Raw genomic sequence first — 12,473 nt, forward strand, 5'->3', positions numbered from 1 at the left:
TTTCAGGGAACGAGCATATATTTACCCTAATTAGCAAGCAACGGCACCATCGTGCTTCTTTATTGCTTTTGACTTTGTACCTTTGCTGCTACGCTTTTATAAAACAAAATGAACTTTACCTACCCCAAATCCGAAAAGCTAAAAAGCAAAAAAACGATAGACTTGCTGTTCTCTAAAGGGAAGTCGGTGTCAAAATATCCGTTGCGGTTGGTGTATGTGGAAAGTGATTATGGCATTCCGGAAGACTCGGAACAGAAAATAAAAATGGGGGTTTCGGTCTCCAAGAAATATTTCAAACATGCCGTAGATCGGAATTATTTTAAGCGCGTTCTCCGGGAAACCTACCGATTGAACAAACAAATCCTCCTTGATGCCCTGGACAAACGGTATGCGATTATGTTTTTTTATCAAAGCAAAGACCGATTGAGCTATCCCGAAATTGAAACAAAAACGATTCAATTGTTTGAGAAGTTCGTGAAGGCAATAACCGAAGAAGAAAACAAATAAATCCCTTTTTTAATACATGAAATTATAACGAAATGGTAAAAGTTTGCTTTTGTCATTGTTAATCCTTTATATTTGAAGTTAAATCGTAATTTCGTTTGCCTAAATTCTCTTAAAGCACCACAAAATCATGTACGCATTTCTTAAAAAAAGATATATCATTCCCGTTGTAGCCAGCGTTTTTCTTTTCGTTGGTGTTAGTTTTACCCAAGATTTTTTTGAGGTTGCCAAACAAATCGAAATCTTCACTACGCTTTTTAAAGCCGTCAATGCCAACTACGTGGATGAAACGAATCCGGGGGAATTGATGGACACGGCTATAAAAAGCATGTTGGCCAGTTTGGATCCCTATACGAATTATTTTAACGAGCAGGATGTGGTGAAATTCAAAATCAACAATACGGGCGAATACACCGGAATTGGTGCCATGATTACCCGCAAGGAAGGAAAACTGATCATCAAGGAACCTTATAAAAACTTCCCTGCGGACAAAGCGGGATTGAAAGCAGGAGACGAAATCATCCAGATTGGCGATGTGAATCTGATGGATTTCAAGGACGATGCCTCTCAATTGTTAAAAGGGGCCAAGAACACTAAAGTAGACATTAAATACCTGCGCCAAGGCAAAACGCTGAACACCCAAATTGTTTTGGACGAAGTAGAAATCAAAGCCGTTCCCTTTTTTGGGAAAGTGGATGACAAAACGGGTTACATTGTTTTGTCACAATTCAACAAGAAAGCGTCGCTGGAAACCAAAGAAGCTTTGGAACAATTGAAAAAAGAAGGTGCCGAAAAAATCATTCTCGATTTGCGAGGAAATCCTGGAGGACTCTTGAATGAAGCAGTTAATATTTGCAATTTATTTGTGCCAAAAGATGAAATTATCGTTACCACAAAATCTAAAATAGACAAGCACAACAATACCTACAAAACCAGCCGGGAACCTATTGATTTAGCCATTCCATTGGTTATACTCGTGGACGGAAAAAGCGCTTCGGCCTCAGAAATCGTTTCGGGTGCATTGCAGGATTTAGACCGTGCCGTAATTGTGGGCAGCCGCAGTTTTGGGAAGGGATTGGTGCAACGCCCTGTAGACTTGACCTACGGAACGCAAATAAAAATCACTATTTCTCGTTATTTCACCCCTTCCGGTCGATGTATTCAGGCATTGGATTATTCGCATAAAGACAAAGAGGGCAAGGCAATTCGGACGGCTTCTGTAAATTACAATGCGTTTAAAACCAAAAAAGGAAGAACGGTTTACGATGGCGGCGGAATCCTTCCGGATGAGGTTTTAGAGGAATCTAAGATGAGTTCTATAGCTGAAGCCTTAGTGAAAAACGACGGGATTTTTAATTATGTCACTTACTATTATTATAAAAATCCGAATTTGGGAACCACCATTCCAACGATTACCGATGCCGATTTTGTGTCATTTAAAGTCTTCCTGAAAAATCAGAATTTTAACTTTGATACCGAAACGGAGCTTGCTTTGAAAAATACTTTGGCAGCGGCCAAAAAGGAAAAAATTGATGGCCAGATTACCCTTGAATACCAACAGTTGTTAGTGGCATTGCAAAAAAGCGAAGATGCGCAACTCAACCAGAACCAAAAGGAAATCAAAAAATTAATTCTGGATGAAATCATCAAACGTTACCAATACAAAGAAGGTTTGTATCAATATTATGTAAAAAATAATTTAGAAATCAAAAAGGCAGTTTCCATTTTGAACAATCCAATAGAATATAACAAGATATTGAAAATATAATGATTCCATTTTTAAAGGTTTTACCGTTGTTGTTTTGTGGGGTGCTTTTTGCCCAAGAGGAAAAAGTGCAGTCCGTTTATTTTGAATTTGATAAATTCAGTTTGGATGAAAATCAAAGCAATGCCGTTGTTGATTTTATAAAAACTACTGATTCCACCCGAATCGAATCGGTTCAGATTTTTGGTTATACGGATGATGTGGGGAAGGATGCCTACAATTTTAAATTATCTACCAATAGAGCCAATACCATCAAGGAAAAACTGACTTTGAGTGGCATTAAAAATAAAATTATTGTCACCATTGAAGGCAAAGGACGCGTTTTAATTGATGATGATATATTGGAAAATCTTCCCGAAAAGCGCTCTAAAAACCGTAGGGTAGATGTGGTTTTGAATTTGAAGGAATTACCAAAAATTGAAATTCCGGGTTATTTTACCACCATTAAAAGGAAACATATTGTAGGGGATCATATTTATTTGGAAAACCTATTGTTTGAACGCGGGAGCAGCAAACTTACGTATGAAGCCAAAACGCAACTGGACAAAATTTCGAGAGCATTACTGAAATACAAGACTATGGAATTTGAAATACAAGGCCATATCTGTTGCACGCCTCCCTATCAAAAAGAAGCTATCGACATGGAAACCAGAAAGCGCAATTTATCCACCAATCGCGCCGAATCGGTTTATAAATACCTGACGATTAAAAGAGTCCTCAAGACCAGAATGACTTTTAAAGGCTATGGCAATACGGTTCCTTTGCATAAAGGTTCTGAATATGACAGAAGGGTAGAGTTGGTGATTACTAAAATATAGTTAAACTTGACTGTAATGTTTATTGAAGAGTCCAAAGTTTTTTTATTCGTTTTTAGTTTAATCATATGTATAGGTCAAGACAATAGTAAATAAAACAGATTTTAATAATAATTACCACACGAGAGTATCTATTTGGTATCTGGGGAATGTTTGATCTCTTATTATATATACTCCTTTCATAATTTTTAATCTTTTATATTCCGCAAAGTCGGGAGACATTTGCGGAGCACTAACGTTTTAATCGAACACTTCGAGAGTGGGGTATTTGTCTTAATCTAGGATAAAGATATTATCTGCAATCCCCTTTTTTCATTACATCGTAATCTGGATATTTTTTAACGAAACAACCATATTCTTTAATCAAATCCTTTGAGCCTTTATGTTCTATGGAAATCACACAAGCTTCATATTTCTCAATATCTAATCTTATTTTTAAATTGTAATTAGTGTCACTAAAACTATAGTCCGCAGCAAAATAATCACCTCCATCATTTTCTGTTTTATCAAAGAATGACTCATCGGAACTTGTTAATACAGCTATACCTTTAAAATTGATTTGCTGATTATTCTTTTTCTTATTTCGAAGCATTAAATTAAATCCTAGTTTCTTCGGTATCCCATCTTCTTCCCCTTTATTCAAGGTTTTAATAGAAATCTTGTTACAAACAGAGTCATTGGCAAAAAAATAATTGGAATCATACTTGATTGAGTCCTTTTCTTGTTGACTAATTAAAAGTGTGTGTGTATTGCTTACTGACTTTGAATTCAGAATAGCGTTTTTTTTAGTCACAGTTTCTTTCTTTGAACAACCTAACAAAAAACAAAATGTCATTAGGAAAAGTAATTGTAAATTTTTCATTTTCTCTATTTTATATTCTTTCATTTTAATTAATGCATTCTTATTCCTCGTGGCACACTACTCATTGATGGAAGTACATATGATGGTGAATAGCCAGTCGGAGACATTTGCGGAGCACTAATGTTTTAATGGAGCACTTCGGAGAGCGGGGACATTTGCGGAGCACTAACGTTTTAATCGAACACTTCGAGAGTGGGGTATTAGTTCATCACTAAATCTGGAACATTCCCTATATTACCAAACAGAATCTATTTTGTAGCCACTTTTATCTTTAACAACAGCTACATGAATAATAGCCATTTTAAATTCTTTCTTGTTTGAAGGATTTGTATAATCCTCAATATAAGAAACGATGTAAACATTTGGCTTGACGGAATCTTTTGTAACTAACAATTTTTCTATTTGGTTCAAATCCGCTACTTGGTCAATTGTCAACAAATCATGGTCTAACCCTTCAAGTTTAAATTGCTTTTTAATCTTATTTGTTAAATTCAAAGTGCAGTATATTGCTTTCAGGGAATCGATTTTTTTTACAAGAATATCAGGATTAGAAGTGTTTGACCAAACTTTGTTATATGTGGTATAAAACTTTTTTAACATATTTTTTGCTTCAATCTCGGAAACTTGATTTTTTGATTGCCCGCAACTACTTATAAATACAAATACTGAAATGGTTATAAATATTGATTTTTTCATAATTTATTTTTCAAAAATTAATTCTCTTTTTAAGGGTTAGTTATCCAACGAAAAATTTCGTAATCTGGGTACGTTTGGTAACCCCGCTCTCCGAAGTGTGTATCGGCAACGCTCCGCAAATGTCTCCTGACTTTGCGGAACAACATCAATCATACTAATATTTTACAATAGAATTTTGGCTTAAAACATTTACAAAAAATAGCTGAACCAACTCAACCTTATTTTATAGCTATTTTTTTCGAAGATACAATTTTTATAGAAAAATTCCGCAAAGTCAGGAGACATTTGCGGAGCTTTTCATAGGAACTCTTTGTGGAGCGGGAATGACTTTTAAAGGCTATGGGAATACGGTTCCTTTGCATAAAGGTTCTAAATACGACCGAAGGGTGGAGTTGGTGATTACGAAAATATAGTTAACCTCTTTTCATTTCGATATGTGGAATGTCATCCTCTAAATACATATCACTTGTTTTTGTAAAACCGTGACTTTCATAGAATTTCCGCAAATACAGTTGTGCTGAAATCGTGATTTTAGTTTCTCCAAAATGGCTCTCAATACCAGAAATGGCTTGTTGCATCAAATCGTGTCCCCATTTTTTGTCCCGGTAATTGACATCGATAACGACTCTCCCGATAGAAGCCCTTTCAAAATAATCTCCTGGTTTAAAAAGACGAGAATAGGCGATAATTTTGCCTTGATATTCTCCCACGAGATGCAATGCTTTGTAGTCCTTGTTGTCAATGTCTTGATAGATACAGTTTTGCTCCACGACAAAGACTTCGCTCCTCAATTTTAATATTGAATAGAGTTCGCTAACGGAAAGCGCTTCAAAAGACTTTATTTTCCAATAAATTGACATAGAAACTTGAACTCGATTAATAATTTGTTATAAAAAATAAAAAAGATAAAAATTGGTTTATTTAAAGTGTTGAATTTTAAATGTTTAAATAAAATAGTGTCTTGTAATTCGATAAAAATACTTATTTTTTTGTATTGTAGATTGGTTTTGTTTAAATTTTGATGTGACGCCCAGTTTTTTAGATTCATATCTAAACGCCCACCAATTTGTCAAGTTGTAAATTACATCAATAAAAAAGCCTCAAGTTTATATTCAAACTTGAGGCTTTTGGTTTTTAAAGAATGCTTACTTCATGTTGTTTACCCCACCTTTAGGTGGAAGTCCACCCGCTGCCCACATTGCTTTTCTGCCCTCTTTAATAATTTCTACAATTTCAGGATTGTTTAAGTCTTTGGCTAAACGTTTAAGTCCGAAAAACATTCCACCTCCATTACAAACATATCCTTTAGGCATGGTTCCAACAGCTATCATATACGGATCAGCCCCGCCTTGTATTAACAATTTTATCATTGGAATATTTTGATTGTCAATAGCATAATAAATAGCCGTTACTTCTTTAAATGAGTCGTAATTACAAGATCCATAAGTACCTCCCGTTATTTTAGTGTCTTCATTGGGTTTGGCTTTGTTACGTAATAATTCTAAAGCACCATCATAAAAATCATTAATTACGGCATATACTAAAGGCGTACAGCTTTTAATATTTACAGATCCGAAAATTTTCATCATGTGAAATTGTTTAAAATCACGATTAACTTTAGCCCCTGCAGCTATGGCTTTTTCTAATTTAGCCAAGTCTTTATATTTAATTGCATCAATTAAATCTTCATCTGGATCGGCACCTTTGGTTGATGCTGAAATACTTCCACCTAATCGGGAAGCAATTCCTAATTTTTTTGAACGTGTTGCAATTTCAAAAGGAGTTCCTAATGCTGTTTTTGTTTTTATATCCGCTCCTGCCTTTATAAAAATATCAGTAGCATCTTCTTCTGAAGTGTAATTTTTTTCAGATGGCTCTGTAATTGAGTTTGGTAAAACAAGTCCCATTTTTTCTAAGTAGGGCTTTGTGGCTAAAACACCTGCTGTTTTTTCGGCGGGTGATTTATAAGACATGCAAAAAGTAGTAAAAGGAAACATTTCCATATCCTTTGTTTTATAGGTTGGGTTGCCTTTAATTAAATATGGGGTGTTTACGTTTGCTCCTGCATCAATTATCAATTGAATACATTCGCCTTTGCTACTCATAATGGCTGCCGATAATACATTTCCAGTTGGTGAGGTGGCTTTAGGGTCGGCTCCAGCGGTTAACAACAGTTTCATGGCATCAATGTTTCCCCATACCGCAGCATTCATTAGAGGCGTATATCCGTTGGCGGCAGCTACGAAATTGACATCTGATTTTGCATCAATCAAAGCTTTCACAACTTCGGCGCTTGTCCAGCACGAAGCAAAATTGAGTGGAGAACCAAAAGCCGAATCTAAATTTTTTACATCAGCACCAGCGGCAATGGCTGTAAGTGCATCTTGGGCATTATTACCTTTTAGAGCCTTCCATAAATCTTCAGTAGGATCAGCAAAAGAGAATTGCGAAATTAGAAGTGCCGAAAACAAAGTAAGCAGACTTGTGATTTTTTTTGTCATTGTTTTAAAATTTAGTTAGTGTTAAATGAGTAAATGCTAATAAACTGGGGAACCTGGATTCGATTAATAATCGTGATAAAAAATGCAAAAAAGACAAATTTTAATAAATTTCAGGCATTTAATTCCAATCAAATTAACTAAAATTACGTCTTGTATTTCAATAAAAATACTAATTTTTTTTTATTATGAATTAATTTCGATAAAATTTTGACAAAACCACTCCAATTTTTCTTGGCATACAGTCTAAACACAGGTGAATCATGTCAAAGTCTGATGTAATTATTATCCATTATTTCATTTGTATCGTTTTAGTTGTTTCAAATACTTTTGTATTTTTTATTTCTCAAAACATAGGCTGATATATTTTCTGTTATCGAAACTGCTCACGATAAACTTAAAAATAGTTGCTAATTTGAACACTTTTAGGTGTCGTTCTTTTACCGCCTTTTGATCAATCTAATTACAGGGAGTAACGGCTTGCTATTTCGTGTCCAAAAGTTGTTCCATAAATACGAAATGAACAAAACTAATCAATGCGTTATTTTTTATTAATTGAGTTTTGGTTAGGATTAATTTGTTCTGTTTTTTTCCGAAACTCTATTGATTTAATTATGGCTTCAAGTTCAAACATCAAATCTCTTTTTTCTTTTGATGGATCATAACAAAATCCTTCTAAAATTAAAATTCGTTTGTTTGCTCGATCCAAAATGGTGTAATTTATAAAAGGCCCAGACATGTAGTCATTTTTTAATTCCCAAGTTCCTTTAGTTTCAAAGGTTTCTTTTCCATTTATTTTGATGTGAAATAAATAGGGTGCATAGGAGTCCTCGGTAATCATGTGGGTTCTTGGAATAGTACCATGAATGTATAAATTGCCTATGGAATCCCTGATTTTAATAATACGGTTTACTACATTTGAGTTTCTGTTCAAGCTGCTTAGAGGGATTTGATAGATTAAAATGCTGGTGTTTCCGCTGGTAATTTCTTTTTTTAACCACATGAATTTCTTTCTTTCCAAAACATAGATATAGCCTTTGGGAATATGTAAATCAATGTTGAATTTGCGTTGGATTTTCTTGGTCTTGATTCGGGAAGTATCAATAATTCTCTGATTTTCTTTAATTTCTGTTTGGCGCATTTTCTGGATGATTGCAGGCGCATTTTTCTCGATAAGGTCTATGATACTTGCAGAGGTATTTCCGGAAATATGAAATACGTTTTGTGGAGAGGCATATTCGTTTTCTATAACCTCAAAATTATTTTTGGCTTCTTTTTTTATGACAATGCTGTTTCGTGTCTTAGTCACAAAGCCTTCCAATAATTTAATCGGATATTGATTGATGGTAAAAAGCGGTTCTTCCTGCGGCAAACCAATGACAGGAGATGCGAATTTGTTTCTAATGCTGTCGCCAACTTCCCCGTTCCACAATGGGTCATCAATGATTACCGAAATCGTGTTTATTTTTCCCGAGGTTTTTTCTGTATTTCTATCGTGTTTATTGGTGCACGACAGGGAGAGGATGGAAATAAGAAGAAATAAAAAAAGGGCTTTTTTCATAATTAAATTTGATATGAAATAAGCCCTAAATTTATGTAGATTTTTTGTATTATCCGTTTATTTTCAATTTCATTCCTGGTTTTAATTCGTTGCCACTAATTCTGTTCCATTTTTTAATGTCAGAAATCGTGATTCCCGGGTATTTTTTAGCGATACTAAATAGAGAATCGCCCTTTTGAACGTAATAATGGTCTTCTTTTTCGGTTTTAGAAACTTTGTCTTTTTTGGCATGCTTTTCAACTACAGCTTGATTTGCATCAGCAATTAGTTTTTTACCGACAATGATTTTTGTACCAATTTGAATATTATCCCCAGATAAATCGTTCCATGTTTTTAAATCAGAAATGGCAACATCGTTTTTGCTGGCAATAGTTCTTAAATTATCTCCTTTTTGAATCACATATTCCACGTTTTTGATTTCGGTTTTAGGTGCAGTTTCGGACTGTTCATCAACGGTAATATCAGCAATTTTTAGTTTGCTTTCTAATTGAATATTATTGTCTTCAAGATTGTTCAATTGTTTTAAGTCATCTACAGAAACGTTATATTTTCTAGATATAGCAATTAAATTGTCACCTTGTTGTACTACATAAAAAGTAGCTTGTTTTTCGGAAGCATTCGCTTTTTGATCTTTCTTTGGCTTTTCATAAGAAGCAATACTTTCCGATTTAACTAATTTCTTAACCGTAGTAACTATTTTTTCGTTTGTTATAATTTTCAGTTTTTTTCCTAAAGCAACGTTATTGCTTTTCAATTTATTCCATTTTTTAACTTGGACTATAGTAACTCCATATTTATCTGAAATTTCGCCTAAATTATCTCCTTTTTTCACTTTATAAATTGTGGTGATATCCTTAAAAGTAACTACTTTTTCTTCTTTGTACACTTTCAATTCCTTAGGCTCTTTCGTTTGAGCTTGAACCACGGTATTTGAATTTAAAGCAATTGATTCGGTGTTTTTAGTAACAGAAATAGTATCGATAGTCTTTTTCTTTTCTTTGACTGCGATTCTTTCGCTTGTGATAATTTTTAAGTTTCTGCCTAAGGGTGCTTTATTTCCTTTTAGCTTATTCCACTTTTTAATTTGTGACATGGATACGTCGTACCGATCTGCAATTTCACTTAAATTATCTCCACGTTTTACTTTGTGAAATTTAGTTTTAGATACCACATAACTATCCCCTTTTATTGAATCCCTTGACGCAAAGGCTCGCTGAAGACGTGTAAATGGTTTTTCTCTTTGGTCTAATTCCCGTTGGGCGTAAGCATAGATTTTCTCTTCATTTGAAGTAAAGACAGCAATTTTTTGCGAGGGTAATCTCAAGAAATGTTTTTTGTCATTATAGGCAGGAATCACATTCAGTTTGTACTGCGGATTCAATAATTGCAATTGCGCCACGGGAATATCAAGTAAATCTGAAATCTGCTTGAAACTCATCTGTTTTTTAATCATAATAGTGTCTGTTGCAAATTGCTTTACAATGGCTCTATTCGGAATGATTCCGTGTTCCTTGTGGTACTCATAGATGTACATGGTAGCCAGAAAAGCAGGAACGTATCCTTGAGTTTCTTCCGGAAGATTTTTTCTGATGTTCCAATAATTTTGCTGTCCACCGGAACGTCGGATTGCCTTGGCTACATTTCCGGGTCCAGAATTGTAGGATGCGAGAACTAAATCCCAATCCCCAAATATCTTATACATGTTTGTCATGTATTGTGCTGCCGCTTCACTGGCTTTAAGCGGATCGCTTCTGTCATCAACGTAGGAATCAATATTTAGATTGTATTGTTTTCCTGTTTGATACATAAATTGCCAAAGTCCCGTTGCACCCACTCTTGAAACCGCCTTTGGATTTAAAGCCGATTCTACTACTGCTAAATATTTAATCTCTAGTGGAACGTTTTGTTTAGATAAAGCTTCTTCAAAAATTGGAAAATAATATTCTGATGTTGCCATTAATCTTTCGAAAGATTTTTTTCTATTCTTAAGAAATGATTTGATAATGTTTTCAAGCCCTTGGTTGTATTCGATGTTAAAGGGAGATTTTGCATCCATCTCCTTTAATCTTGCTTTCAATAATGCTGTCGGCAATTCATAATCTACTTTCTGATCCAGATTTATGGTTTTGATATCCGTTTCGAGATCATTGTATAAATCCAAACTGGTCAATTCTTTCAGCCAAAGGCTGTCCACGCAAGACGCAATATTGTCATTTATGAACGTCCTTTTGATAGAATCTAAGTACGATATATTCGATTGGAGCTTTATCGAATTACTGGAAATGTCTTGGGCAAAAGCATTTCCAGCTATCAGTAAAAGGACAGATAAGGTGATTTTTTTTAAATTCATAAATTATATTTTTATTGCTTTCAGTAGGAGGAAAGCAATGTTATTTTGAATACATTAATTTGTTTTTTTTGTGCGAAATCAGTTTTCTAACGAAATCAATTTCACAAGTTGCTATATTTCAAACAATTATATTTGCAAACATAGGAATCTTATAACAAACATACTTAATCTTATAACTTAAATTTATCCCAAATAGTGTTAATTGTGAATTTTTAATCTAAAATTGCAGCAATTCCAGGTAAAACTCGTCCTTCTAACATTTCTAACATAGCACCTCCACCTGTGGAAACATAACTCATTTTGTCTTCCAATCCGAATTGTTTTACTGCAGAAACAGAATCTCCTCCACCAACTAACGAAAAGGCGCCTTTTTCAGTTGCTTCCGCAATATAATTTCCTAATTCGATGGTTCCATTTGCAAAAGTTGGCAATTCAAAAACACCTAACGGTCCGTTCCAAAGTATGGTTTTAGATTCTAAAATTACCTTTTTGAAATTTTCCAATGATTTCGGCCCAGCATCCAACCCTTGCCATCCGTCAGGGATTTTGGTAACATCCACAATTTGAGTTTCCGCATCGTTTGAAAAAGCGTTTGCCGCAACTACATCAACTGGAATATGAATTTGAACTCCTTTTTCTTTCGCCAGTCTCAAAATTTCCAAGGCTAATTCTTGTTTGTCGTCTTCACAAATGGAATCTCCAATTTTTCCCCCTAGGGCTTTCACGAAGGTGTAGGTCATTCCTCCACCAATAATCATGTGGTCTACTTTATCTAAAATATTTTCGATAACCGTAATTTTAGAAGATACTTTAGAGCCTCCAAGAACTGCGGTTACTGGTTTTTCACTGTTTTTCAATACGCGGTTCAAACTTTCTATCTCTTTAGCCAATAACGTGCCAAAACATTTGTCGTTTGGAAAAAATTGTGCAATTATTGTGGTTGAGGCGTGTGCTCTGTGTGCTGTTCCAAAAGCATCATTTACATAGATGTCGCCAAGTGACGCTAATTCTTTTGCAAAAGCAACATCTCCAGCTTCTTCTTCATTATGAAAACGTAAATTCTCCAATAATAAGACTTCTCCGGGTTTTAAATCATCAGCAGCTTTTTTTGCTACTGGCCCAATGCAATTTTCGGCAAATTTAACTTGAACACCAAGAACTTCTGATGCCGTTTTTAAAATGTGTTTCAATGAATATTTTTCTTCAGCCCCTTTTGGTCTGCCTAAATGTGACATTAAGATTACGCTTCCGCCATCGGCAAGAATTTTATCAATGGTTGGTTTTGCGGCTTCAATTCTAGTGGCATCTGTCACATTAAAATTTTCGTCCAAAGGCACATTAAAATCAACACGGATTAAGGCTTTTTTATTTTTGAAATTGAAGTTGTTCAAAGTTTTCATTATTGCTATTTTTTTAGTTAAA

Annotated in this window: 10 protein-coding genes; 3 read left to right on the plus strand and 7 right to left on the minus strand. The window is 34.6% G+C overall.

All coding sequences use genetic code 11. The features are described 5' to 3' along the window. Nucleotides 1-108: 108 nt before the first annotated feature. The 3 genes from rnpA (at nucleotide 109) to DB895_RS06195 (ending at nucleotide 3,087) form a co-directional block, all read left to right on the plus strand. Nucleotides 109-507, plus strand: coding sequence for a ribonuclease P protein component (gene rnpA / locus DB895_RS06185; RefSeq protein ID WP_116724498.1), 399 nt, complete (start codon nucleotides 109-111; stop codon nucleotides 505-507). 127 nt (nucleotides 508-634) lie between these two features. Continuing rightward, the gene (locus DB895_RS06190; protein WP_116724499.1) at nucleotides 635-2,272 is read left to right on the plus strand and encodes a S41 family peptidase; all 1,638 of its coding nucleotides are present in this window, start codon (nucleotides 635-637) and stop codon (nucleotides 2,270-2,272) included. Further along, on the plus strand, nucleotides 2,272-3,087 hold the full coding sequence (locus DB895_RS06195) for an OmpA family protein (protein WP_116724500.1): 816 nt from the start codon (nucleotides 2,272-2,274) through the stop codon (nucleotides 3,085-3,087). Before DB895_RS06190 ends, DB895_RS06195 begins: the two co-directional genes overlap by 1 nt. Nucleotides 3,088-3,376: 289 nt before the next feature. Here the strand turns inward: DB895_RS06195 and DB895_RS06200 are convergent, their stop codons facing one another. The 7 genes from DB895_RS06200 to DB895_RS06240 form a co-directional block, all read right to left on the minus strand. Continuing rightward, nucleotides 3,377-3,970: a hypothetical protein gene (locus DB895_RS06200; protein ID WP_133242648.1), complete on the minus strand. Its 594-nt coding sequence runs from the start codon at nucleotides 3,968-3,970 to the stop codon at nucleotides 3,377-3,379. Nucleotides 3,971-4,180: 210 nt separating this feature from the next. After that, on the minus strand, nucleotides 4,181-4,642 hold the full coding sequence (locus tag DB895_RS06205; RefSeq protein ID WP_116724502.1) for a hypothetical protein: 462 nt from the start codon (nucleotides 4,640-4,642) through the stop codon (nucleotides 4,181-4,183). A gap of 413 nt (nucleotides 4,643-5,055) precedes the next feature. Further along, nucleotides 5,056-5,502 carry a GNAT family N-acetyltransferase gene (locus DB895_RS06215; protein ID WP_116724503.1) on the minus strand — a complete coding sequence of 149 codons (447 nt, stop codon included), beginning with the start codon at nucleotides 5,500-5,502 and terminating at the stop codon, nucleotides 5,056-5,058. Nucleotides 5,503-5,787: 285 nt separating this feature from the next. Then, nucleotides 5,788-7,143, minus strand: coding sequence for an ankyrin repeat domain-containing protein (locus tag DB895_RS06225; protein WP_116724505.1), 1,356 nt, complete (start codon nucleotides 7,141-7,143; stop codon nucleotides 5,788-5,790). A 538-nt stretch (nucleotides 7,144-7,681) separates the two neighbouring features. Continuing rightward, on the minus strand, nucleotides 7,682-8,701 hold the full coding sequence (locus tag DB895_RS06230; protein WP_116724506.1) for a DUF4837 family protein: 1,020 nt from the start codon (nucleotides 8,699-8,701) through the stop codon (nucleotides 7,682-7,684). 49 nt (nucleotides 8,702-8,750) lie between these two features. Further along, entirely contained in the window at nucleotides 8,751-11,051 is a 2,301-nt protein-coding gene (locus tag DB895_RS06235; protein ID WP_116724507.1) for a LysM peptidoglycan-binding domain-containing protein, read from the minus strand. A 212-nt stretch (nucleotides 11,052-11,263) separates the two neighbouring features. Beyond that, a complete protein-coding gene (locus tag DB895_RS06240) occupies nucleotides 11,264-12,451 on the minus strand; it encodes a phosphoglycerate kinase (RefSeq protein ID WP_116724508.1) in 1,188 nt (395 codons plus the stop codon). Nucleotides 12,452-12,473 lie beyond the last annotated feature (22 nt).

Origin of the sequence: Flavobacterium psychrotolerans (assembly GCF_003097635.1) — a bacterium.
Taxonomy (GTDB): domain Bacteria; phylum Bacteroidota; class Bacteroidia; order Flavobacteriales; family Flavobacteriaceae; genus Flavobacterium; species Flavobacterium psychrotolerans.